The sequence below is a fragment of the Stenotrophomonas nitritireducens genome (genome assembly GCF_050984405.1).
In the GTDB taxonomy this organism is placed as follows: Bacteria; Pseudomonadota; Gammaproteobacteria; order Xanthomonadales; family Xanthomonadaceae; genus Stenotrophomonas; species Stenotrophomonas nitritireducens_B.
The window spans coordinates 634,146-658,175 of the sequence record NZ_CP158790.1; the positions used below are offsets into that span (position 1 = coordinate 634,146).

Consider the following 24,030-nt stretch of genomic DNA (forward strand, 5'->3'; position numbering starts at 1 on the left):
GACCTGTGGAGCCAACGGCAAAGCGCGATGAGCGAAGAACAGAACACCCCGGCCAGCAACGGCAACTACGACGCCAACAGCATCACCGCCCTTGAAGGCCTGGAGGCTGTCCGCAAGCGCCCCGGCATGTACATCGGCGACGTCCACGATGGCACCGGCCTGCACCACATGGTGTTCGAAGTCGTCGACAACTCCATCGACGAAGCCCTGGCCGGCCACGCCGACAACGTGCTGGTCACGATCCACGCCGACGGCTCGGTCTCGGTGTCGGACAACGGCCGCGGCATCCCGGTGGGCAAGCACGAGCAGATGAGCCAGAAGCTCGGCCGCGAGGTGTCCGCCGCCGAAGTGGTGATGACGGTCCTGCATGCCGGCGGCAAGTTCGACGACAACAGCTACAAGGTGTCCGGCGGCCTGCACGGCGTCGGCGTCAGCGTGGTCAACGCGCTGTCGCAGAAGCTCCTGGTGGACGTATTCCAGGGCGGTTTCCATTACCAGCAGGAATTCAGCAACGGTGCCGCAGTCAGCCCGCTGAAGCAGCTGGGAACCACCACCAAGCGCGGCACCACCGTGCGCTTCTGGCCCTCGACCGTGGCGTTCCACGGCAATGTCGAGTTCCACTACGAGATCCTGGCGCGCCGGTTGCGCGAGCTCTCCTTCCTCAACTCGGGCGTCAAGGTCGTCCTGGTCGACGAGCGCGGCGAAGGCCGCCGCGACGACTTCCATTACGAAGGCGGCATCAAGAGCTTCGTGGAGCACCTGGCGCAGCTGAAGACCCCGCTGCACCCGAACGTCATCGCGGTCACCGGCGAGCACAACGGCATCACCGTGGAAGTGGCGCTGCAGTGGACCGACTCCTACCAGGAAACGATGTACTGCTTCACCAACAACATCCCGCAGAAGGACGGCGGCACCCACCTGGCCGGTTTCCGCGGCGCGCTGACCCGCGTGTTGAACAACTACATCGAGCAGAACGGCATCGCCAAGCAGGCCAAGATCAGCCTGACCGGTGACGACATGCGCGAAGGCATGATCGCCGTGCTGTCGGTGAAGGTCCCTGACCCGAGCTTCTCCAGCCAGACCAAGGAAAAGCTGGTCAGCTCCGACGTGCGCCCGGCGGTGGAAAACGCCTTCGGCGCGCGCCTGGAAGAGTTCCTGCAGGAAAACCCGAACGAAGCCAAGGCCATCGCCGGCAAGATCGTCGACGCCGCGCGCGCCCGCGAAGCCGCGCGCAAGGCGCGCGACCTGACCCGCCGCAAGGGCGCGCTGGACATCGCCGGCCTGCCCGGCAAGCTGGCCGACTGTCAGGAAAAGGATCCGGCGCTGTCCGAACTGTTCATCGTCGAGGGTGACTCGGCAGGCGGCTCGGCCAAGCAGGGCCGCAACCGCAAGAACCAGGCCGTGCTGCCGCTGCGCGGCAAGATCCTCAACGTGGAACGCGCGCGCTTCGACCGCATGCTGTCCTCCGACCAGGTCGGTACCCTGATCACCGCGCTGGGCACGGGCATCGGCCGCGACGAGTACAACCCGGACAAGCTGCGCTACCACAAGATCATCATCATGACTGACGCCGACGTCGACGGCGCGCACATCCGCACGCTGCTGCTGACGTTCTTCTACCGGCAGATGCCGGAGCTGATCGAGCGCGGCTACGTCTACATCGGCCTGCCGCCGCTGTACAAGATCAAGCAGGGCAAGACCGAGCTCTACCTGAAGGACGACCCGGCGCTGGACGCCTACCTGGCCAACAGCGCGGTGGAGAACGCCTCGCTGGTCCCGGCCGCCGGTGAGCCGCCCATCGAAGGCGTGGCGCTGGAGAAGTTGTTGATGACCTACGCCAGCGCGCAGGACGCCATCGACCGCAACGCCCATCGCTACGATCGCAGCCTGCTCGAGGCGCTGGTCGATTTCACCCCGATGGACCTGGAGCACCTGCGCAATGCCCCTGCCGGCGAAGGCCTGGATGCGCTGGCCCGGCGCTTGAACCAGGGCAGCCTGGGCACGCCGCGTTTCAGCCTGGTCCTGCAGGAACCGACCGAACAGCGCCCGGCCGCCGTGCTGGTCACCCGCCGCCACATGGGCGAGGAGCACATCCAGGTGCTGCCGCTGGCGGCGTTCGAATCCGGCGAACTGCGTCCGCTGCACCAGGCCTCGCAGCTGCTGCACGGCCTGATCCGCGAAGGCGCCACCATCAACCGCGGCAACCGTTCGACCGAAGTCACCGGTTTCGCCCAGGCCCAGGCCTGGTTGATGGAGGAAGCCAAGAAAGGCCGCCAGATCCAGCGCTTCAAGGGCCTGGGCGAAATGAACCCGGAGCAGCTCTGGGACACCACCGTGAACCCGGATACCCGGCGCCTGCTGCAGGTGCGCATCGAGGATGCGGTGGCCGCCGACCAGATCTTCAGCACCCTGATGGGCGACGTGGTCGAACCGCGCCGCGATTTCATCGAGGACAACGCGCTGAAGGTCACCAACCTGGATATCTGACACAATCCGGCAACACGGGCCGGCGCCGCTCCTGGCGCCGGCCCGCTCTCCATCTGCTGCCCCAGGATCACGATGTCCGCACCACCGCCGGTTCCGTTGTCCGTTCCTCCTGCCGCGCCGCGGGTATCCCGCGAAAGTTCGCCATTGCTGGGGTTCGGGCTGGATGTCCTGCTGGCGGCCTGCATCCTGCTGGGCCTGAGCCTGTTCTGCGGCCTGGCTTGGGGCCTGTGGCGCGGATTCGAGGTCGGCATGGCGATCGCGCGCGAAGGCGGCGGTGCGCCGGACGCGGCCCAGCTGGGCTCGCAGCTGGGCCAGCCGGGTGCCTTGGCGCAGATGCTGATCGCGCTGGTTTCCACCGGTGCCACGGCCCTGGTGCTCTACCTCTGGCGACGGCGCGCCTCGGCGGCCGAACGCGCCGCGTCCCTGGCCGCCGTTCGACGGAGCTCCACCTGGGCATGGACCCTGCTGGTGGCCATCGGCGTGTTCGTGGGCAGCAGCCTGATCGGATGGACCGGAAAGCAGGTCGGCATCGAACCGGTACCGACCAACCTGCCGCTGATGGAGCAGGCGCTGGCGCACTACCCCGTGTTCCTGGTCGCTTTCGCGGTGTTTCTGGCGCCGGCGTACGAGGAACTGCTGTTCCGGCGCGTGCTGTTCGGCCGCCTGTGGGCCGCAGGCCGTCCCTGGCTGGGCATGGCGCTCAGCGGCGCCGCCTTCGCGTTCATCCACGAGATACCCGGTACCAGCGACAACGGGCTGCCGGAAATCCTGCAGTTGTGGCTGGTCTACGGCGGCATGGGCGTCGCCTTTGCCTGGCTGTACCGGAAGACCGGCACCTTGTGGGCCGCCATCGCCGCGCATACCCTCAACAATGCCGTGGCGCTGGCCGCGCTGGTGCTTTTCGGCATCCAGTAACGCCAGCCGGCCGCTTGACGGAAATTTAAGCCGCGCGCTCGCACACTGCCGACATGAACGAGGGGAAATCCGCCATGAAACCCGTGATGTTCGGTGTTGTCATCGCGCTCGTGCTGGGCGCCTGCGCGACCACGACCTCGCCCACCGGCCGCCGCCAGGTCGTGGGAGGCATTTCCCAGCAGCAGCTGGACCAGCTCGGTGCGCAGGCCTTCGCCGAAACCAAGGCCAAGCAGACCCTGAGCAGCGACAGCAGGCAGAACGCCTACGTGCAGTGCGTGGTCAACGCGCTGGTGGCGCAGCTGCCGCAACAGTACAAGGGCGTACGGTGGGAGGCGGCGCTGTTCGTCGAGAAGGAGCCCAATGCGTTCGCCCTGCCGGGGGGCAAGGTCGGGGTCAACAGCGGCATCTTCACCGTGGCGAAGAACCAGGACCAGCTCGCGGCGGTGATCGGCCATGAGATCGGCCACGTGATCTCGCGGCATCACGAGGAGCGCCTGACCCGCCAGCAAGGCGCCCAGGTAGGCCTTGGCATCCTCGGTGCCTTGGCCGGTGCCGCCTATGGCGACACGGCGGCCAGCGCGGTCAACCAGTTCGGCAGCATGGGCGCGCAGGGGCTGATCCTGCTGCCGAACTCCCGCACCCAGGAAAGCGAGGCCGACGTGGTCGGCCAGCGCCTGATGGCTCAGGCCGGCTTCGATCCGGCCCAGGCCGTCGGCCTTTGGCAGAACATGATGGCGGCGGGCGGAGCGCGTTCGCCGCAGTGGCTTTCCACCCACCCGGACCCGACCAACCGCATCCGCGAACTGCAGCGCGATGTCGCGGCGCTGGAGCCTGTCTACCGCCAGGCGCGACAGGCCGGGCGGACGCCCCGCTGCGGTTGACCCCGGACATGGCCCGCCCCAGCCTCAGACATTGGTGCAATACAGCAACGGAAGTGATTTCTCCGTCAAAAAATTTCTGTTACGTTTGGCGGCTCCGTCTTTCCAGACCGTCCGTTTACAGCACCGCCCCCGCGGTTTCATCGAGGTGACCCATGATCTCCCGCAGCCATAAGCAGGCCCTGCTTTCCGTCCTCATCGCTACCGTGCTCGGTGGCGTTGTGGTTGCCGATGCTGCCGCCCAGGCGCGCTCCTCCGAGCGTTCAAGCGAACGCCGCAACCGGGGTTCGGCCAAGGCCGAAGTGCTGTATCCGGAGGCGACCCGCGAGGAGCCCAAGGCCAAGTCGTCCTCGAAAATGGGCGGCAAGCTGCAGAAGCTGTTCGCCGCCTACAACAAGGACGAGTACGAGGAAACCCGCAAGCTGGCCGACGAGATCCTCGCCGCCGAAGGCGCCAACGATTACGACAAGGCGGTCGCCAACCAGCTGGCGTCGCAGGCCGCCTACAACCTGGACGACACCGCCGCCGCCAAGCAGTACCTGCAGCAGGCCGTCGCCCTGAACCAGCTGGACAACAACGGTCATTTCCAGGCGATGCTGATGCTCGCCCAGCTGCAGCTGCAGGACGAGCAGTACGCCGAAGGCCTGGCCAACCTGGACAAATACCTTGCCGAGTCCAAGTCGCAGAAGCCCGAGGAAATGATCATCAAGGGCCAGGCCCTGTACCAGACCGAGAAGTACGCCGAGGCCATCCCGGTGCTGAAGGCGGCCATCGCCGCCTCGCCCGAGCCCAAGGACAACTGGAACCAGTTGCTGATGGCCGCCTACGCCGAAGCCGGCCAGACCGGCGAAGCGGTCAAGGAAGCTGAGGCCCTGGTCGCCAGGAACCCGGCCGACAAGAAGGCGCAGATCAACCTGGCCAGCATGTACATGCAGGCCGACCAGATGGACAAGGCCGCCGCGGTGATGGACAAGCTGCGCGCGGCCGGACAGCTCACCGAAGAGCGCGAGTACAAGCAGCTGTACTCGATCTATGCCAACACCGAGAACAAGGAAAAGGACGTCATTGCGGTGATCAACGAGGGCCTGTCCAAGGGCATCCTCAAGCCGGACTACCAGGTCTACCTGGCGCTGGCGCAGTCGTACTACTACTCCGACCAGATCCCGCAGGCCATCGAGGCGTGGCAGAAGGCCGCCCCGCTTTCCAAGGATGGCGAGACCTACCTGAATCTGGCGCGCGTACTGCATGCCGAAGGACGGATCCCCGAAGCCAAGCAGGCTGCCCGGGACGCAAAGGCTAAAGGTGTGAAGAACCCGGCCGATGCAGACAAGATCATCAACCTGAAGTAAGCAGGAATAACGCCTGAACAGCTGCAGATGTGATGCGCAGCTGGTCAGGATTGGTATAAGCTTGGAGGTTCCTGCGGTGTCATGCACCGCTGAATCAGGGGCGTCGGAACAGCGCCGCCCCGGCCCCACTAATGAGCTCTTGGCGCATGACGGAACAACTGGTTTTCCACCACAGGTATGACGGCGAGAAAGACAAGGGTCTGAGCTGGCCCCGGATCGCCGGTATCGCCTTCGTAATCGCACTCCATCTGGCAGCCCTGATGATGCTCCTGATTCCCGCCGTGGCCCCTAAGGCCGCCGCGGAAAAGGAACGCAACGTCATGGTGACGCTGGTCGACGCCCCGCCGCCGCCACCCCCGCCGCCGCCGCCGCCGCCGCCGCAGGACACGCCGCCGCCGCCGGTCAAGAACCTGGCGCCGCCGAAGCCCTCGCCGCTGCCGCCGCCGCCGGAAGCCCCGGTGGTCGACGTGCCGGAACCGCGTCCGAACGACGTGGTCACGCCGCCGTCGCCGCCCTCGCCGCCGGCCCAGGTCACCGACATCCAGGCCAGCGTGGACATCTCGTCCAAGAACATGAACCCGCCGCGTTACCCGCCGGCCGCCTTCCGCGCCGGTATTCAGGGCGAGGTCATCCTCATCATTGATGTCGACGCCAGCGGCAACGTCACCAATGTGTCCGTCGAGAAGTCCAGCCGTAACCGCGACCTCGACCGCGCCGCCATGGACGCGGCACGCAAGTGGAAGTTCAACCCTTCCGTCATCAATGGACAAAAGGCGGCTGGTCGCGTGCGCGTCCCGGTCAACTTTGCGCTGAGCTGATCCTCCGGCGGCCACCGGCCGCCAGCGGGGAACCGTTCGACTTTAGCTACACCCTTTAACACCACACACAACAAAGGTAAGCGTCATGCTGCAGGAAATCTTCATCGCCGCTGCTGCCGGGGGCAACGCAAACAACGCGCTCTCGCAGATGGGCTTCGAGCATCTGATTCACGAAATGACCTCCAAGCCGGGTGACTTCGCGGTTTCCTGGGTCGTGCTGCTGACCCTGGTCGCGATGTCGGCGATGTCGTGGTACTGGACCGTCATCAACATCTTCCGTACCGCCCGCCTGAAGTCGGCTTCCGACCGCGTGCCGGGCATGTTCTGGGATGCCGCCAATGCCCAGGACGCCATCCGCGCGATGGAAGAGCAGCCGGCTTCCGAGCCGTTCTCCAAGATCGCCCTGGACGCTGCCCAGGCCGCTGCCCACCACCAGCAGGCCGGCGCCGCCGAGACCCTGAGCCGTTCGGAGTTCGTCGACCGCGCCCTGCGTCAGGCCGTCACCCGCGAGTCCAACAAGCTGCAGGGCGGCATGATCCTGCTGGCCACCGTCGGCGCGACCGCTCCGTTCGTGGGTCTGCTGGGTACCGTGTGGGGCATCTACGGCGCGCTGATCAAGATCGGTGCCACCGGCTCCGCGTCGATCGACGCCGTTGCCGGCCCGGTGGGTGAAGCGCTGATCATGACCGCGATCGGTCTGTTCGTCGCGATCCCGGCCGTGTTCGCCTTCAACTTCTTCAGCAAGATCAACAGCGCCACCGTCAGCAAGTTCGACACCTTCGCGCACGATCTGCACGACTTCTTCGCCACCGGCTCGCGCGTTCGCTGAGCCGGCAGCAGAGCAGTCCTCGCAACGATATAGACGGAGCCCGTTATGGCTTTCAGTAGTGGTAACAGCGGCGGCCCCATGGCCGACATCAACGTCACGCCCCTCGTGGACGTGATGCTGGTGCTGCTGATCATCTTCATCATCACGGCTCCCCTGATGTCCCACAAGGTCAAGGTGGAGCTGCCCGAGGCCAACCTGTACATCAACCCGGACGACGCTGAGAAGCGTTCGGGCCCGATCACGGTGGCGGTCAAGGAAGACGGTTCGCTCTACTGGAACGATGAGCCTGTGTCGAAGGAGACCATGGAGTCGCGTTTCGCTACTGCTGCCCAGCAGACGCCGCAGCCGCCGCTCAATCTGCGTGGTGACAAGACCACCAAGATGAGCGTGATCAACGAAGTGACCAAGATCGCGCAGAGCCAGGGCATGCTGGACGTCGGTTTCGTTGCCACCAAAGAAAAGGGGCAATAAGCGATGGCATTCAGTAGTGGTGGTAACAGGGGCCCCATGGCCGACATCAACGTCACGCCCCTCGTGGACGTGATGCTGGTGCTGCTGATCATCTTCATCGTGACCGCGCCGATCATGACGTATCCGATCGCCGTGGACCTGCCGCAGCGGGTCATCAACCCGCCGCCGCAGCTGCGCGAGCCGCCGCCGCCGATCGATCTGCGCGTGGATGCGAGCAATCAGGTTTACTGGAACAACAGCCCGGTGAACGTGAACGAGCTGCAGCAGAAGATGGAAGAAGAAGTACAGAAGGATCCGACCAACCAGCCGGAACTTCGCATCGACGCCAATCCGGATTCGGAGTACGAGGTCATGGCCAAGATTCTGGCCCAGGCCAAGAACGCCCAGATGAAGAAGATCGGCTTCGTGCAGTAACGCAATACCAAGTCATGACGCGACTGGAAAACGCCCCCGCTTGCCGGGGGTGTTTTTTTTCATCGCAGGCGGTGAGGCACTGGGCGATGTAGAGGCGATACCCCCGTCGCTTCTGGCCAATGGCTCCATTGGCCAGGAGTTGACAGGGTTGGCAGACACGGACGGCGGGGGGCGGAGCATGTTGAAGGGGAAAGAGCTCGCAATGGTGGCGGCAGCGGTGGTAGTGGCGGTGGCTTTGGCAGCTGGTGCTCTGATGATGGTCGCGCCGATCATGACGTACCCGATTGCCGTGGATCTGCCGCAGCGGGTCATCAATCCGCCGTCGCCGCTGCGCGAGCCGCCGCCCCCGATCGATCTGCGTGTGGATGCGGGCAATCAGGTCTACTGGAACAACAGCCCGATAGACGTGAACGAGCTGCAGCAGAAGATGGAAGAGGAAGTTCAGAAGGACCCGACCAAGCAACCGGAACTTCGCATCGACGCCGATCCGGCTTCGGACTATGAGGTCCTGGCCAAGGTCCTGGCCCAGGCCAAGAACGCGCAGATAAAGAAGATCGGTTTCGTGCAGTAACGCGATACCCAAGTCACGACGCGATTTTTCCCCCGCAGCCGCACGGACGCACAGGAGCGTGACAGCCGATGCGTGGCGCCGCCGGCTGGATCAGCGGAGATCGCGCCCGATGATGCGCAGATAGCCCTTCACCGTGGCGTCCAGGCCGTCGTACAACGCTTCGCCGATCAGCGCGTGGCCGATGGAGACTTCCAGCACCTGCGGCACGTCGCGCAGGAAGCGGCCCAGGTTGGCCTGCGACAGGTCATGGCCGGCGTTGACGCCCAGTCCCGCGGCCTGCGCCCGCCTGGCCGCATCGGCGAACAGATCAACGGCCGCGTCCGGCGCACCGGCGGCAAAAGCCTCGGCATAGGGACCGGTGTAGAGCTCGATGCGGTCCGCGCCCAGCGCCGCTGCGGTGGCGATATCCGGGTTGCCGGCATCGACGAACAGGCTGACCCGGCAACCGTAGCCTTTCAACGCGGCGATCAGCGGACGCAGGCGTTCGCCGTCGCGGGCGAAGTCGAAACCGTGGTCGGAGGTGAGCTGGCCGTCGCCATCCGGGACCAGGGTGGCCTGCGCCGGGCGGGTCTGCTCGCACAACGGGAGCAGGCCCGGGTAGCCGGCACGCGGTGGCGCGAACGGGTTGCCTTCGATGTTGAACTCCACGCCCCGCTGCCGGGTGAGCATGGAAAGCGCATGCACGTCGTCGGCACGGATGTGGCGCTGGTCGGGGCGCGGATGCACGGTGATGCCATGCGCACCGGCATCCAGGCAGGCGGTCGCCGCGCGCAGCACGTCCGGGTCGTTGCCGCCGCGGGAGTTGCGCAGGACGGCGATCTTGTTGACGTTGACGCTGAGGCGGGTCATGACGGCGGGTGTTCTTCAGGTGCAGAGGACGGAGGGGGAACGGTTCCGGCGCTGCCAGGCCGCAGCTGCTCGCGCATGGCCTGCAGTTCGGCCGGATGCAGCGCCCGTGGCATCTGGCTGGCCGTGCCGCCGAAGCGCGCCGCGTACAGCCCTTTCATCCACAGCAGGAACAGCAGCAGCGCCGCGAGCAGCGACAGGAGCAGCAGCCACGTGTGCGTGGTCGTGATGGCAAGGACGAAGGCGCCCAGCGCGAGCAGCAGGAACAGCCAGTACATGACGGTCTCCCCGGGAAGGCGCCCAGTGTAGCGGTCCGTCCGGGGCCGCTTCCACGCGCCGGACCCGGCAGCACCCTGCGCGCGCGATGCCGGACATGGATACCCCGCAGACGGGACCCTTGGCCGGCAACAGGCCCGGTCGAGCCCAGCCCCTGCTACAGCCGCCGGCACTACAGCAGCGGCGAGGCCAGCCGGGCCACCGCCTCGGGCAGCCGCTGCCGCCACAGCGGGCAGTGACGGTCGGGCAGCACCGGCGTGGCCCGGGCGAACTCCTGTTCCAGGATCGCCTCCAGCTCCGCGGTCAGCCCGCGGTCGTGGTACAGCATCGACAGCTCGAAGTTCAGCCGGAAACTGCGGTGGTCGAAGTTGGCGCTGCCGACGATGCAGGTGTCGTCGTCGGCGATGAACGCCTTGGTGTGCAGCATGCGCGGGCCGTACTCGTAGATTTTGACCCCGGCCTGCAGCAGCTCGTCGTAGTAGGAGCGACCGGCCAGGGTGACGAACAGGGAATCGCTGCGCCGCGGCACCAGCAGGCGCGTGTCCAGCCCGCCGAGCGCGGCCGAGGTCAGCGCCATGCGCGCCGCTTCGCCGGGAACGAAGTAGGGCGTCACCAGCCAGACGCGGCGCGAGGCCTCGTGGATCGCCGCCACGTGCATGCGATGGATCGCTTCCCACGACGAGTCCGGGCCGGACACCAGCACCTGGGCCTGCACCGTGCCGTCCTCGCGCGCGGGACCATCGGAAGGAAACAGGTCCTCGCGGTCGAAATTGGCCATGCCCTGCCCGCTGGCGTAAATCCAGTCCTCCAGGAACACCAGCTGCAGGCTGCGCACGACATGGCCGGCCAGGCGCGTATGCAGGTCGCGGTAGGCGTCGGGATTGCGGCTGTCGTCCTCGGCGTCGGTGATGTTGATGCCGCCGGTGAAGGCGACCCGCCCGTCGATCACCACCAGCTTGCGGTGGGTGCGCAGGTTCAGCCACGGGCGCTTGAACGGCTTGAGCAGCTGCCGCGGATGGAACCACACCACCTCGGCGCCGGCCGCGAGCAGGGGCTGCAGGAAGCGGCCCCTGACCCGCGAGGAGCCGACCGCGTCCAGCAGCAGGCGCACCGTCACCCCCGCCCTGGCGCGCTCGATGAGCGCGTCGCGCATCGCCGTGCCGGCGTGGTCCGGCTCGAAGATGTAGTACTCCAGATTCACGTGGCGCCGCGCGCCGGCGATCGCCTCCAGGATCGCCGCGTAGGTCGCCGCGCCGTCGACCAGCCAGTCCACGGTGGTCGCGGTGCTGGGCGGCAGGCCGGTGGTGGCCTGGCCGATGCGCGCCAGCTCGGTGCAGTGCACGTCCGCCGGGCAGACCGTGTTGTAGGCCTCCATGCCCTCGCGCGAGCGCCCGCGCCGCAGCCGCTGGCGCACGATCTTCTGCGGGCCGAACACGTAGAACACGAACAGGCCGATGTAGGGCAGCGCCGCCAGCGACAGGATCCAGCTCAGCGTCGCCACCGGCTCGCGCTTCTGCAGCAGGATGTAGCAGGCCAGCAGCACCAGGTACACCACATAGGTGGCTGCCAGGATCTGGGCCGCGTGCGGGATGGAGGACACGCTGGTCCAGAGGCTGTACAGGGCTTCGCGCATGCCGCGATTCTAGCCATGGCCGGTGTGCGGCGCGCGACGGGCCACGCCGCGTACACGTGCATGAACGCCGCGTCGCTGCAGGTGCGACGTGCCCGCGCTAGCGTAGCGCGATGATGCCGACTCCGATCAAGGGCCGCGGTGCCGCCAGCCACCTGCCCGGCCGCTTCGAAACCACCACCACCGATACCGTCGACGACGGCTGGACGGCCGACGAGGCCGAGGAATTCGCCTCGCCGCGCCTGCGCACCGACGTGCGCGTGGAAGTCGCGCGCAGCATCATCAGCCGCAACAGCTCCCCGGACGTGGGCTTCGACCAGTCGGTGAACCCGTACCGCGGCTGCGAGCATGGCTGCTCGTACTGCTTCGCGCGGCCGACCCACGCCTACCTGAACCTGTCGCCGGGGCTGGACTTCGAGACCAAGATCTTCGCCAAGACCAATGCCGCCGAGCTGCTGCGCAGGGAACTGGCCAAACCCGGCTACGTGGTGAAGCCGATCGCGCTGGGCATCAATACCGACGCCTACCAGCCGGTCGAGCGCAGGCTGGGCATCACCCGCCAGCTGATCGAGGTGATGCTGGAAACCCGCCACCCGTTCTCGCTGATCACCAAGAACGCGCTGGTCGAACGCGACATCGACCTGCTGGCGCCGCTGGCGGAACAGCGCCTGGTCAGCGTGCACTTCTCGGTGACCTCGCTGGACCCGCACCTGTCGGCGAAGCTGGAACCGCGCGCCTCCGCGCCGCATGCGCGGCTGCGGGCGATGCGGCGCCTGCACGAGGCGGGAATCCCGGTGGGCGTGATGGTGGCGCCGGTGATCCCGTGGATCAACGACGCCGAACTGGAAGCGGTGCTGGAAGCCGCGCGCGATGCCGGCGCGCGCAGCGCCGGCTACGTGCTGCTGCGTCTGCCCTACGAAGTGGCGCCGCTGTTCCGCGAATGGCTGCAGGCGCACCACCCGCAGCGGGCCGAACACGTGATGAGCACCATCAACCAGCTGCGCGGCGGCAAGGATTACGACAGCCAGTTCGGCAAGCGCATGCGCGGCGAAGGCGTCTACGCGCAGCTGCTGGCGCGGCGTTTCGCGCTGGCCAGCAAGCGCCTGGGCTTCAATGCCTCGCGCGAGCAGTGGCCGTGGCTGGACTGCAGCCGTTTCGTGCCGCCGGCCCCGCCCAAGAAAGCCTCGCCGCAGGGCGAGCTGTTCTGAACGGTCGTGGCGCCGGCCGTCAGGAGCGGGCTTCGGCCAACCGCGACGAGTGCGAAGCCACCATCTGCCAGCGCCCGTCGCGCAGCACCCACACGCGGGTGAAGCGGAAGCGTCCTTCCCATGGCTGGCCGTTGCTGACCGCGGCCTGCACGCTGGTGCCGGTGATCACGGCGGTATCGCCGTAGCGGCGCACCTGCACGTCCTCGTTGTCGATCCGGGTATTGCGGCGCTGGCGCGTGGCCAGCTCCTGCAGGTAGTCGGCCTTGCGCTGCACGCGGCCGTCGGAATGGGTGAGCAGCCAGTCCTCGGCCAACAGCGGTGCCAATCCCGGTGCGTCGCCCTGCAGGCGCAGGCGGTTCCAGTCGGTGTCGGCCTGCTCGAGCGTGGGCGTCTGCGCCCAGGCCAGGAGCGGAAACAGCAGCAGCGGGGCGATCAGTGCGCGCATCGGCATGTCCCAGGGAAACCGCGCCGATGATGGCCGCAACCGGCGCGGCTGGGTAGTGCCGCATGGCGGGGCCTGCGCGCCTGTGGCGGGGCCCCGCATGGGGACGCCGGCTCAGGCCTGCGCGTCGTGTTCCTGATGGTAGCGGGTGGCTTCGGCCACTTCGTTGCGCGAGCCGAGGAACACCGGCACGCGCTGGTGCAGCTGGTCGGGCTGGATGTCGAGGATGCGCCGGCGCCCGTCGGTGGCCGCGCCGCCTGCCTGCTCGATCAGCATCGACATCGGATTGGCTTCGTACATCAGCCGCAGCTTGCCGGCCTTGGACGGGTCCTTCCTGTCCCACGGGTAGATGAAGATGCCGCCGCGGGTGAGGATGCGGTGCACGTCGGCCACCATCGAGGCGATCCAGCGCATGTTGAAGTCCTTGCCGCGCACGCCCTCGCGGCCGGCCAGCAGGTCGGCCACATAGCCCTGCATCGGCGCTTCCCAGTGGCGCTGGTTGGACATGTTGATGGCGAATTCCTTCGTGTCGGCCGGCACCTGCATGCCGCGCTGGGTCAGCACGAACTCGCCGGTCTCGCGGTCCAGGGTGAAGGCATGGGTGCCGTGGCCGACGCTGAGCACCAGCATCGTGCTCGGCCCGTAGATGCAGTAGCCGGCCGCGACCTGCTGCACGCCCGGCTGCAGGAAGTGCTCGTCGCCGGGCTTGTCCACGCCGGCTGGCGCGCGCAGCACCGAGAAGATGGTGCCCACCGACACGTTCACGTCGATGTTGGAGCTGCCGTCCAGCGGATCGAACAGCAGCAGGAAGTCGCCGTGCGGGTATTCCGACGGCACCGGCTGGCTGTGGTCCATTTCCTCCGACGCGCAGGCGGCCAGGTGGCCGCCCCAGGCGTTGGCCTCGAGCAGGATCTCATTGGAGATCACGTCCAGCTTCTTCTGCGCCTCGCCCTGCACGTTGCCGGTGCCGGCATCGCCGAGCACGCCGCCCAGCGCGCCCTTGCTCACTGCGATCGAGATGCTGGTGCAGGCGCGCGCCACCACCGCCACCAGCTGGCGCAGGTCGGCATTGATGCGCCGGGCATGCTGTTCTTCGATCAGGAAGCGGGTCAGCGACGTGCGGGACATGGTCGGGAGCTACCTTCAGACAAAAGGAGCGCTATTGTCGCGGGTTGTCCGGATATTTGCGAACTCAGGCCAACGTTTGTCCTGGTGCGGACATGGCGACCACGCAGCCGTTCCTTGTAGGAACGACTTCAGTCGCGACGGGCTCTACCGGCAAAATCCCTTCGCGACTGAAGTCGCTCCTACGGAGAATGTGGCGGGCGGATACGGAAAAGCCCGGGAGGTCCCGGGCTTTTCCGTTGCGGCGCCGTGGCCGGATCAGCCGCGGCTGACGTCGTAGACGGCCTTGGCCACGTAGTCCAGGTTCTTCTGGCTCAGCGCGGCCACGCAGATGCGGCCGGTGCCCACGGCGTAGATGCCGTACTCGTCGCGCAGCCGGTCCACCTGCGCCTTGCTCAGGCCCGAGTAGGAGAACATGCCGGCCTGCTGCTGGATGAAGCCGAACTCAGGCGCGCCCAGGGCGGCCAGCTTCTGCACCATGCCGGCGCGCAGGGCGTGGATGCGCTCGCGCATTTCGGTCAGCTCGGCGCCCCACATGCCGCGCAGCTCGGCGCTGCCCAGCACGCCGGCCACCAGTGCGGCGCCGTGGGTGGACGGGCTGGAATAGATGGTGCGGATGATGCGCTTGACCTGCGACTGTACGGCCTTGGTCGAGGTCGCATCCGGGCCCACCACCGACAGCGCGCCGACGCGCTCGCCGTACAGCGAGAACGACTTGGAGTACGAATTGGCGACGATGAAGCTGTCGATGCCGGCCTCGGCGATGATGCGCACGGCCTGGCCGTCCTGCTCGATGCCCTTGTCGAAGCCCTGGTAGGCCATGTCGATGAAGGGGAACAGCTGGCGGTCCTTGAGCAGCGCGGCGACCTGCTGCCACTGCGCGGTGTCCAGGTCGGCGCCGGTCGGGTTGTGGCAGCAGGCGTGCAGCAGCACCACGGTGCCCGGCTGCAGCTTCTGCAGGTCGGCGATCATGCCGGCGAAATCCAGGCCGTGGCTGGCGTTGTCGAAATAGGTGTAATCGACGACGTCGAAGCCGGCGGCGCCGAACACGGCGCGGTGGTTTTCCCAGCTCGGGTTGCTGATGGCGACGGTGGCGTGCGGCAGCAGCTTGTGCAGCAGGTCCGCGCCCACGCGCAGCGCGCCGCTGCCGCCGATGGTCTGCGAGGTGGCGACGCGGCCGGCGGCGATCAGGTCCGAACCTTCGCCGAACACCAGCTTCTGCGTGGCCTGGGTGTAGGCCGGCAGGCCGTCGATCGGCAGGTAACCGCGCGGCTTGGCCTCGGCGGCGAGCTGCTGTTCGATCAGATGCACGGCGCGCAGCAGCGGGATGCGGCCGTCTTCGTCGTAATAGATGCCGACGCCAAGGTTGACCTTGGTCGGGCGCGGGTCGGCGTTGTAAGCCTCGGTCAGACCCAGGATCGGGTCGCCAGGAACCTGTTCCACGTTTGCAAAGAAGGACACGGCGGTACTCGTCACGGTGGCGGGAGGGGGAAGTTCGGGACGACCGCGCAGCGCGGTCAAACCGCCCCATCGTAACAGGGCCGGGAGGCCTTGGCCGCAGGGTTTCAGGCGGAACCGTCGGTGCGCGGCACAGCGCCGGCCGGCGATCGGCGATGATGCCGGCATGGAGCGAAGCGGGCGGTTGCCGTTGTGGACGGGATGGGTGCTGATGGCGCCGGCGGTGGTGCTGGCCGGCCCGGCGCCCACGCTGGACGCCGTGCAGGTACAGGCCGCGCGCGTACATGCGGTGGACGATTTCGACCTCCCCGCATCGGTGACCAGCATCGGCGTGGACGAGGACGCCAACGGCCACGGCGCGCTGGTATCCGAAGCGCTGGGCGGCGTGCCCGGCCTGCTGGCGCGCGAGCGGCAGAACCTGGCGCAGGACACGCAGCTGTCGATCCGCGGCTTCGGCGCGCGTTCCACCTTTGGCGTGCGCGGCGTGCGGCTGCTGGTCGACGGCGTGCCGGCGACGATGCCCGACGGCCAGGGCCAGCTGTCGCACTTCAACCTGCTTGGCGCCGAACGCATCGAGGTGCTGCGCGGCCCGTTCTCGGCGCTGTACGGCAATTCCTCCGGCGGCGTGGTGCAGCTGTGGAGCGCCGACGGCCAGGCGGGCGATCCGTGGCGGCTGCGCGCCAGCATCGGCAGCGACAGCAGCCGCAGCCTGGGCCTGCAGCTCAGGGGCCAAACCGGGGCGATGCACTACAACATCGCCGCCAGCGATTACCGTACCGATGGCTGGCGCGAACACAGCGCGGCGCGGCGGGAATCGCTCAACGCACGGCTCGGTTTCGACCTCGCGCCGGGACAGCGCCTGGACCTGCTGTTCAACGTGCTCGACGCCCCGAACGCGCAGGACCCGCTGGGCCTGACCGCCTACCAGGTACGTGCCGATCCGCGCCAGGCCACCGCCGTCGCCCACCAGTACGACACCCGCAAATCGGTGCGGCAGGCCCAGGCCGGCGCGGTGTATACGCTGGAACGCGCGCACCAGACCTGGCGCGTGATGGCCTATGCCGGGCAGCGCACGGTGGAGCAGTTCCTGGCGATCCCGCCGGCGGCGCAGGCCAGCCCGCTGCATTCGGGCGGGGTGATCGACCTGGACGGCGCTTACGGCGGGGTGGACGCGCGCTGGGCCTGGCATGGCACCCTCGCCGGCCGGCCGCTGGAACTGGTGATCGGCGCCAACGCCGACGGCCAGCGCCAGCACCGCACCGGCTACGAGAACTTCGTCGGCGATGTGCTGGGCACCAGGGGCCGGCTGCGCCGCGACCAGCGCGACCGCGTCGGCAACGTAGACCAGTTCGCGCAGGCCTGGTGGCGGCTCGGCCCGCGCTGGTCGCTGCTGGCCGGGGCGCGCCACAGCCGGGTACGGTTCCGTTCCGACGACCATTACATCGCCGCCGGCAATCCCGACGACAGCGGCCGCCGCGACTACACCGCCACCACGCCCGTGGCCGGGCTGATGTTCCGCGCCGGCGAGGACCTGCGCCTGTACGCCTCGGCCGGGCGCGGCTTCGAGACGCCGACCTTCAACGAGCTGGGCTACCGCGCCGATGGCGGCGCCGGGTTGGCGCTGGACCTGTCCCCGGCCACCAGCCGCAACTACGAACTCGGCGCCAAGTGGCGCAGCCAGGCCGGCGCGCGGCTGGAACTGGCGCTGTTCCGCGCCGACACCGACGACGAGCTGGCGGTGGCCAGCAACAGCGGCGGCCGCAGCAGCTACCGCACCATCGGCGCCACGCGCCGCCAGGGCGTGGAGCTGGGCTGGTGGCAGCCCATCGGCGAAACCCAGCAGCTGCAGCTGGCTTGGACCTGGCTGCAGGCCACGCTGCGCGAGGGCTACCTCACCTGCACCGGCCTGCCCGCGCCCTGCACCGTGCCGCGCAACCCGGTGGCGGCCGGCACCGCGCTGCCGGGCGTGCCGCGCCAGCAGCTCCACGCGCGCTGGCGCTGGCAACCCGGACCGTGGCAACTGGTGGTGGAAACCGTGGCCGCAGGCGCCACTCCCGCCAACGACCTGGGCAATGCGCGCGCGGCGGGCCACGCGCTGCTGCACCTGGAAGCTGCCCGGCAATGGCCCACCGCGCGCGGCCCGCTGCGCGTGTTCGCGCGCGTGGACAACCTGCTGGACCGGCGCCATGTCGGCTCGGTCATCGTCAACGACGGCAACCAGCGCTACTACGAACCCGGCCCGGGCCGTGGCTGGACGCTGGGCCTGGAATGGCAGTGGGGACCGCGCTGAGGCGGAGATGGCACGGCCGCCGCGCCCGCGGGAGGGGATGCGGGCGGCGGCGGTCATGCACGGGGGTCAGGCGTTCATGTCCAGCACGACGCGCCCTTCGATCTGGCCGGCGCGCATGCGCGCGAACACCGCGTTGATGTTGTCCAGCGTATCGGTGCCGACCGTCGCGGCGACCTTGCCGTCGGCGGCGAACTGCAGCGATTCCTGCAGGTCCAGGCGGGTCCCGACGATGGAGCCGCGCACGGTGATGCCGTTGAGTACCATGCCGAAGATATCCAGCGGGAAATCGCCGGGCGGCAGGCCGTTGAGCGACACCGTGCCGCCGCGCCGGACCATGCCCAGCGCCTGCTCGAATGCCTTGGGCGATACCGCGGTCACCAGTGCGCCGTGGGCGCCGCCGATCTCCTTCTTCAGGAACGCCGCCGGGTCCGTGGTGCGGGCATTGACGGTGACCGCCGCGCCCAGCCGCCGCGCCAGGGCGAGCTTGTCCTCATCCACGTCCACTGCTGCGACGTTCATGCCCATCGCCCGCGCATACTGCACGGCCATGTGGCCGAGGCCGCCGATGCCGGAGATCGCCACCCAGTCGCCCGGCTTGGCGTCGGTGACCTTCAGGCCCTTGTAGACGGTGACGCCGGCGCACAGCACCGGAGCGACCTCGACGAAGCCCAGGTTCTTCGGCAGATGGCCGACGTAGTCCGCGTTGGCCAGTGCGTACTGGGCGAATCCGCCGTTGACCGAGTAGCCGGTGTTGCGCTGGCTTTCGCACAGCGTTTCCCAGCCGCCCAGGCAGTGCTCGCAATGGCCGCAGGCCGAATACAGCCAAGGGATGCCGACGCGGTCGCCTTCCTTTACATGGCAGACGCCTTCGCCCACCGCGACCACATGGCCCACGCCCTCGTGGCCGGGAATGAACGGGGGCTCGGGCTTGACCGGCCAGTCGCCCTCGGCGGCATGCAGGTCGGTGTGGCAGACACCGCAGGCCTCGATCTTCACCAGGATGTCGCCGGCTCCCGGCCGCGGTACCGGCACCTCTTCGATGACCAGCGGTTGGCCGAATGCCCGCACCACCGCGGCCTTCATCGTCCTGTCCATGCGCAATCTCCGTCAGGGGGTGCGCCTACTCTGGCGCCACCCACACCGCAGCGCATTGATCGTGATCACGCCCTGGACGCGCCGGGAAACCACCCGACGCCGGTCAGCCCGCCAGCACCGCCGCTTCCCGTGCCAGCCGCTCGATGCCGGCCCAGTCGCGCGCCGCCAGCCGCTCGCGCGTGGTGAGCCAGGAGCCGCCGACGCACAGCACGTTGGGCAGGTGCAGGAACTGCGCGGCGGTCTGCGCGCCGATGCCGCCGGTCGGGCAGAAACGCACGTCGCCGAACGGGCCGTTCCACGCCGCCAGCATCGCCGCGCCGCCGGCCTGCACCGCCGGGAAGAACTTGAACGTATCCAGGCCCTGCTCCAGCCCGCGCATCAGTTCCGACGAAGTCGCCACGCCCGGCAGGAACGGCAGGTCGGTGTCGCGCGCGGCGGCGTAGAGCCGGTCGGTGGCGCCCGGCGATACCGCGAAGCGACCGCCCACGGCTTTGACCTGCTCCATCTGCCGCGCGTCGAGCACGGTGCCGGCGCCGATCACCGCCTCGGGCGCGGCCTCGACCATCGCCTTGATCGCCTCCATCGCGGTGGGCGTGCGCAGCGTCACTTCGATCACCGGCAGGCCGCCGCGGAACAGCGCCTGCGCCACCTGCACGGCCTCGTCGATGTCGCCGGGAGTGAACACCGGGATCACCGGCGCCAGCTTGAGCACGGCGCGCACGCGCGGATCAGCGCCTGACATCGAACCTTCCTTCGCCCACCAGGGCCATCACGTCGGCCACGCCGACCGGGTTGAAATCGCCGGGAATGGAATGCTTCAGGCAGCCGGCGGCCAGGCCGAAGCGGACCGTGGCGTCGGCGTCGAAGCCTTCGAGCAGGCCGTGCAGCACGCCGGCGGCGAAGGCGTCGCCGCCGCCGATGCGGTCGACGATGCCGGTCAGCTCCTGCGCCGGCGCCACCGCGCGGGTGCCGTCGCGGCCGAGCAGCATCGCGCCGAGCGAGTGATGGCCGACGCTGTGCGCCGTGCGCTGGGTGCAGGCCATGTACTGCAGGCGCGGGAAGGCGGCGAACGCCATCGCCGCGGCTGCATCCACGCGCGCCTGCGCGTCGGCCTGCGGGAACTCGCCGCCCAGCACCACGCCGATGTCGCGGTGGTCGGCGAACACGATGTGCGCGCAGTCGAACAGCTCGCGCAGGATCGCCCGGGCGTCGCCGCCCCAGCGTTCCCACAGCTTCGGGCGGAAATTGCCGTCGAAGGACACCTTGATGCCCGCCGCGTTGGCCGCGCGCGCGGCCGCCAGCGTCGCCTGCGCCGCCTCGGCACCCAGCGCGGGGCTGACGCCGGACAGGTGCAGCCACTGCGCGCCGCGCAGCAGCGCCGGCCAGTCATAGCTGTCGGCGCGTGCGTTGGCGAAGGCCGAATCGGCGCGGTCGTAGACCACCTCGCTGGGCCGGTGGCCGGCGCCGGTGGTCAGGAAGTACAGGCCCATGCGGCCCTCGCCGCGACGCACCCGGCCGGTGTCCACGCCGTGCCGGCGCAGCTCGCCGGTCACCGCGGCGCCCAGCGGGTTGTCGGCGACCACGCCGACCATCGCCACGTCGTGGCCGAAGTGCGCCAGCGACACGCCGACATTGGCCTCGGCGCCGCCGCAATGCACCTCCAGCGCCGGGCTCTGCAGCAGCAACTGGTGGCCGGGGGCGCCGAGCCGCAGCAGCAGCTCGCCGAAACAGACAACACGGGGGGAACTCATCGGGACTCCTGTCGCGGTCTATGCGTGCGGGGAATGATGGCACGATAGTTTGACCATCGGTGTCATATCCGGGAATTGTCCCGTTGTCCCTGTCGGCACCGGCGCCGTAATGTCCCAAAGACAAGGGCTTGCGGCGGTTTCCCTGCCTGTTGCAGTGCAAGATGCTCCCTTCCGGTGCTCCTGCTACTTTCAGTTTTGACCAGCGGTGTCATATGCCTTTGGCACTACAGGAACAGCCGCTTCGCATGTAAACCTTTGGAGAGGGGGAAACACATGTATCCACACAGCAAGCAGAAAAAGACACCGGTTACCTTGCTCGCGCTGTCGATCGCGCTGGCCCTGCAGGCCGGCGCGGCCTCGGCCCAGGACGCGGGCGCCGCCACCGAACTGGACACCGTGACCGTCACCGGCTACCGCGCCAGCGTCGAGAAGGCGCTGGACATCAAGCGCGGCGAGGCCGGCATGGTCGACGCCATCGTCGCCGAGGACATCGGCAAGTTCCCGGACAGCAACCTGGCCGAATCGTTGCAGCGCATTCCCGGCGTGGTCATCACCCGCGACGGCGGCGAGGGCCGCCAGATCACCGTGCGCGGCCTGGGCCCGGATTTCACCCGCGTGCGCATCAACGGCATGGAGGCGCTGAGCACCGTCGGCAGCAGCGACGGCCAGGGCGGCACCAACCGCAGCCGCGGCTTCGACTTCAACGTGTTCGCCTCGGACCTGTTCTCGCAGCTGATCGCGCGCAAGACCGCCTCGGCCGATGTGGAGGAAGGTTCGCTCGGCGCCACCGTCGACCTGCGCACCGCGCGGCCGTTCGACTACGACGGCTTCACCCTCGTGACCAACGTGCAGACCGCCTACAACGACGCCTCGCAGGCGGCCATGCCGCGCTTCGCCGGCCTGATCGCCAACAGCTGGGCCGACGGCAAGGTCGGCGCGCTGCTGTCGGTGGCGTATTCCGAGCGCGAGACCGTGGAGGAAGGCACCGGCACGGTACGTTGGGCCAATGCACTGGCCAACACGCCCACCAATGCGGCCAATCCGAAGGGCGTCGGTTTTGCGGGTTGCAGCACCGGCACTGCTCCGTTCCCGGGCGTGTGCAGCGACCAGGTTTACACGCCGCGCTTCCCGCGCTACACGTTGATGGAACACGACCAGAAGCGCCTGGGCGTGACCGGCTCGCTGCAGTTCAAGCCCAGCGACCGCACCACCTTCAGCCTGGACATGCTCTATTCGAAGATCGATGCCCAGCGCGACGAGAAGTACATCGAGGCCAACGGCCTGAGCAAGACCGGCAACGACGGCAAGGCCCAGATCGTGGTCAGGGACGGCGTGATCGAGAACGGCGCCCTGGTCTACGCAAAGATGGACAACGTGGACATCCGCGCCGAGAACCGCCACGACGAGTGGAGCACGGATTTCTACCAGGTCAGCCTTGATGGCGAGCACAGGCTGACCGACGACTTCACCCTCAGCGGCAGGGTCGGCACCTCCAGGTCCAAGCACGACAACCCGGTCCAGGCGACCATCATGATGGACAAGCTCAATGTCCAGGGCTACAGCTACGACTACCGGGGCAACGCCAACAAGCCGGTGTTCAATTACGGCGTCAGCCCGACCGATCCGAACGGCTGGACGCTGTCCACCATCCGCCTGCGCCAGAACTACGTGACCAACGAGTTCCACAACGGCGAGCTGGACTTTTCCTGGGTCATCGGCCCGTCGTTCACCCTGAGCGGCGGCGTGCAGGCCAAGAACTACAGCTTCGATTCGATGGAACGCCGTCGTACCGCGAACGAATCCGCCGCGGCCTCGCTGCCTGATTTCAGCACCGGCAACAAGATCGTTCCGGTCGACATGACCGAGCAGGCTGGCCTCAGCGGCCTGGCCGGTTCGCCGGGCAAGTGGGTGGTGCCGAACTTCGACGCCATCGCCAACATGTTCGGCGTCCTGAGCGGCGAAGGCATCTACGCGCTGAGCGACTACGCCGCCAGCATGCGCGGCGTGGAGGAGCAGGACCGCAGCGGCTGGCTGATGGGCAAGTTCTCCACCGAGATCGGCTCGATCCCGGTGTACGGCAACTTCGGCGTGCGCCACGTTCGTACCAAGCAGACTTCTTCCGGCGTCGCCACCGCCAGCGGCACGCCGGTGCCTGCCACCGTGACCCGCGAATACAACGACACCCTGCCGTCGCTGAACGTGGTGGCCGAGATCACCCCGGACTTCCTGGTGCGCTTCGCCGCGGCCAAGGTGATGTCGCGTCCGGGCCTGGGCAGCCTGACTCCCGGCGTGACGGTCAACGTCAGCGGCAGCGCCAGGACGGTCAGCGGCGGCAACCCGATGCTCGACCCGGTGCGCGCCAAGAGCTACGACCTGGGCTTCGAGTGGTACTTCGATGAAGGCGCCATGCTTGGCGCGACCCTGTTCTACAAGGACATCGGCAGCTACATCCAGAACACCCGCGAAACCCGCGTCTACGCCGACAGCGGCCTGCCGGCCAGCCTGCTGGACAACCTCAACGCCAGCCCCAGCGACGAGTTCACCTTCACCGTGCCGATCAACACCCCGGGCGGCAAGCTGCAGGGCGTGGAGCTGAACTACGTGCAGCCGTTTACCTTCCTGCCGGGCAAGTGGAGCAATCTCGGCACGCAGCTGAACTACACCTACGTGGATTCGGACATCCAGTACCTGCTGTCTTCCGGCGCGGCCGCGCAGAAGGCGGCGATGACCGGGCAGTCCAAGAACTCGTGGAACGCCACGCTGTTCTATGAAGGCACCAGCTTCTCCGGTCGCGTTTCGGCCACCAACCGCAACGACTACCTGATCCAGGTGCCCGGCACCGAGGCGGGCTTCAACAGCGAAGCCAGCGGCGTGCACGGCCAGAGCGGCACCACCATCCTCGATGCGTCGATCCACTACCGCATCAGCGACCAGCTGGAACTCAGCCTGGAAGGCGCCAACCTGACCAACGAGGCGCAGGAATCGTGGGTGGCCAACCCGTCGGTGTCGCTGCCGCTGGAGTACAGCCAGACCGGGCGCACCTACACGCTGGGCCTGCGCTACAGGTTCTGATGCGTGATGCCCTCCCGGCGCGATGCCGGGAGGGTCCACCGATGGTGCGACGCAGGATGTGATGGCGCGTCGGCGTCGCTAACTTGGCCCACCGCGCGCGGCGCA

The 24,030-nt window shown here is 68.0% G+C and carries 21 protein-coding genes; 12 read left to right on the forward strand and 9 right to left on the reverse strand.

Annotation, left to right across the window (positions count from 1 at the left end; translation table 11 throughout):
- The first annotated feature begins 27 nt into the window (after positions 1-27).
- The 9 genes from gyrB to ABTV91_RS02685 all read left to right on the forward strand — a co-directional run bounded on the left by gyrB (position 28) and on the right by ABTV91_RS02685 (position 8,732).
- Positions 28-2,487: a DNA topoisomerase (ATP-hydrolyzing) subunit B gene (gene gyrB / locus ABTV91_RS02645; protein ID WP_433853097.1), complete on the forward strand. Its 2,460-nt coding sequence runs from the start codon at positions 28-30 to the stop codon at positions 2,485-2,487.
- A 72-nt stretch (positions 2,488-2,559) separates the two neighbouring features.
- Positions 2,560-3,402, forward strand: coding sequence for a lysostaphin resistance A-like protein (locus ABTV91_RS02650; protein WP_433853098.1), 843 nt, complete (start codon positions 2,560-2,562; stop codon positions 3,400-3,402).
- 74 nt (positions 3,403-3,476) lie between these two features.
- The gene (locus ABTV91_RS02655; RefSeq protein WP_433853099.1) at positions 3,477-4,283 is read left to right on the forward strand and encodes a M48 family metallopeptidase; all 807 of its coding nucleotides are present in this window, start codon (positions 3,477-3,479) and stop codon (positions 4,281-4,283) included.
- Between the two features lie 152 nt (positions 4,284-4,435).
- Positions 4,436-5,629 (forward strand): heme biosynthesis protein HemY, encoded by a 1,194-nt coding sequence (locus ABTV91_RS02660; protein ID WP_433853100.1) that lies wholly within the window; start codon positions 4,436-4,438, stop codon positions 5,627-5,629.
- Between the two features lie 146 nt (positions 5,630-5,775).
- Positions 5,776-6,447: an energy transducer TonB gene (locus ABTV91_RS02665; RefSeq protein WP_433853101.1), complete on the forward strand. Its 672-nt coding sequence runs from the start codon at positions 5,776-5,778 to the stop codon at positions 6,445-6,447.
- Positions 6,448-6,532: 85 nt separating this feature from the next.
- Positions 6,533-7,276: a TonB-system energizer ExbB gene (gene exbB / locus ABTV91_RS02670; RefSeq protein WP_153190421.1), complete on the forward strand. Its 744-nt coding sequence runs from the start codon at positions 6,533-6,535 to the stop codon at positions 7,274-7,276.
- 45 nt (positions 7,277-7,321) lie between these two features.
- On the forward strand, positions 7,322-7,747 hold the full coding sequence (locus tag ABTV91_RS02675) for an ExbD/TolR family protein (RefSeq protein WP_433853102.1): 426 nt from the start codon (positions 7,322-7,324) through the stop codon (positions 7,745-7,747).
- 3 nt (positions 7,748-7,750) lie between these two features.
- Positions 7,751-8,161, forward strand: a complete 411-nt coding sequence (locus tag ABTV91_RS02680; protein WP_055768671.1) for an ExbD/TolR family protein — start codon at positions 7,751-7,753, stop codon at positions 8,159-8,161.
- 202 nt (positions 8,162-8,363) lie between these two features.
- Positions 8,364-8,732, forward strand: a complete 369-nt coding sequence (locus tag ABTV91_RS02685) for an ExbD/TolR family protein (RefSeq protein WP_433854103.1) — start codon at positions 8,364-8,366, stop codon at positions 8,730-8,732.
- Positions 8,733-8,822: 90 nt separating this feature from the next.
- Here ABTV91_RS02685 and ABTV91_RS02690 read toward each other — a convergent pair whose 3' ends face one another.
- The 3 genes from ABTV91_RS02690 to cls form a co-directional block, all read right to left on the reverse strand.
- On the reverse strand, positions 8,823-9,581 hold the full coding sequence (locus ABTV91_RS02690; protein WP_433853103.1) for a pyridoxine 5'-phosphate synthase: 759 nt from the start codon (positions 9,579-9,581) through the stop codon (positions 8,823-8,825).
- Positions 9,578-9,856 (reverse strand): hypothetical protein, encoded by a 279-nt coding sequence (locus tag ABTV91_RS02695; protein ID WP_433853104.1) that lies wholly within the window; start codon positions 9,854-9,856, stop codon positions 9,578-9,580. Before ABTV91_RS02695 ends, ABTV91_RS02690 begins: the two co-directional genes overlap by 4 nt.
- A gap of 170 nt (positions 9,857-10,026) precedes the next feature.
- The gene (gene cls, locus ABTV91_RS02700; RefSeq protein ID WP_433853105.1) at positions 10,027-11,487 is read right to left on the reverse strand and encodes a cardiolipin synthase; all 1,461 of its coding nucleotides are present in this window, start codon (positions 11,485-11,487) and stop codon (positions 10,027-10,029) included.
- A gap of 113 nt (positions 11,488-11,600) precedes the next feature.
- On the opposite strand from cls, the gene ABTV91_RS02705 reads away from it, so the two are divergent.
- Positions 11,601-12,692 (forward strand): PA0069 family radical SAM protein, encoded by a 1,092-nt coding sequence (locus ABTV91_RS02705; protein WP_433853106.1) that lies wholly within the window; start codon positions 11,601-11,603, stop codon positions 12,690-12,692.
- Between the two features lie 19 nt (positions 12,693-12,711).
- Here ABTV91_RS02705 and ABTV91_RS02710 read toward each other — a convergent pair whose 3' ends face one another.
- The 3 genes from ABTV91_RS02710 to ABTV91_RS02720 all read right to left on the reverse strand — a co-directional run bounded on the left by ABTV91_RS02710 (position 12,712) and on the right by ABTV91_RS02720 (position 15,720).
- A complete protein-coding gene (locus tag ABTV91_RS02710; protein ID WP_433853107.1) occupies positions 12,712-13,137 on the reverse strand; it encodes a nuclear transport factor 2 family protein in 426 nt (141 codons plus the stop codon).
- A 111-nt stretch (positions 13,138-13,248) separates the two neighbouring features.
- Positions 13,249-14,262 carry a class 1 fructose-bisphosphatase gene (locus ABTV91_RS02715; protein ID WP_433853108.1) on the reverse strand — a complete coding sequence of 338 codons (1,014 nt, stop codon included), beginning with the start codon at positions 14,260-14,262 and terminating at the stop codon, positions 13,249-13,251.
- Between the two features lie 255 nt (positions 14,263-14,517).
- Positions 14,518-15,720 (reverse strand): aromatic amino acid transaminase, encoded by a 1,203-nt coding sequence (locus ABTV91_RS02720; protein ID WP_433853109.1) that lies wholly within the window; start codon positions 15,718-15,720, stop codon positions 14,518-14,520.
- A 208-nt stretch (positions 15,721-15,928) separates the two neighbouring features.
- Here ABTV91_RS02720 and ABTV91_RS02725 point away from each other — a divergent pair, with 208 nt between their 5' ends.
- Positions 15,929-18,007: a TonB-dependent receptor family protein gene (locus ABTV91_RS02725; protein ID WP_433854104.1), complete on the forward strand. Its 2,079-nt coding sequence runs from the start codon at positions 15,929-15,931 to the stop codon at positions 18,005-18,007.
- Between the two features lie 66 nt (positions 18,008-18,073).
- Here the strand turns inward: ABTV91_RS02725 and adhP are convergent, their stop codons facing one another.
- The 3 genes from adhP to ABTV91_RS02740 all read right to left on the reverse strand — a co-directional run bounded on the left by adhP (position 18,074) and on the right by ABTV91_RS02740 (position 20,853).
- Complete coding sequence (gene adhP / locus ABTV91_RS02730; protein WP_433853110.1) at positions 18,074-19,102, reverse strand: alcohol dehydrogenase AdhP; 1,029 nt, start codon at positions 19,100-19,102, stop codon at positions 18,074-18,076.
- A gap of 103 nt (positions 19,103-19,205) precedes the next feature.
- Entirely contained in the window at positions 19,206-19,844 is a 639-nt protein-coding gene (eda, locus tag ABTV91_RS02735) for a bifunctional 4-hydroxy-2-oxoglutarate aldolase/2-dehydro-3-deoxy-phosphogluconate aldolase (RefSeq protein WP_433853111.1), read from the reverse strand.
- Complete coding sequence (locus ABTV91_RS02740) at positions 19,831-20,853, reverse strand: sugar kinase (protein WP_433853112.1); 1,023 nt, start codon at positions 20,851-20,853, stop codon at positions 19,831-19,833. Before ABTV91_RS02740 ends, eda begins: the two co-directional genes overlap by 14 nt.
- Before the next feature lie 273 nt (positions 20,854-21,126).
- On the opposite strand from ABTV91_RS02740, the gene ABTV91_RS02745 reads away from it, so the two are divergent.
- Positions 21,127-23,925 (forward strand): TonB-dependent receptor, encoded by a 2,799-nt coding sequence (locus ABTV91_RS02745; protein WP_433853113.1) that lies wholly within the window; start codon positions 21,127-21,129, stop codon positions 23,923-23,925.
- Positions 23,926-24,030 lie beyond the last annotated feature (105 nt).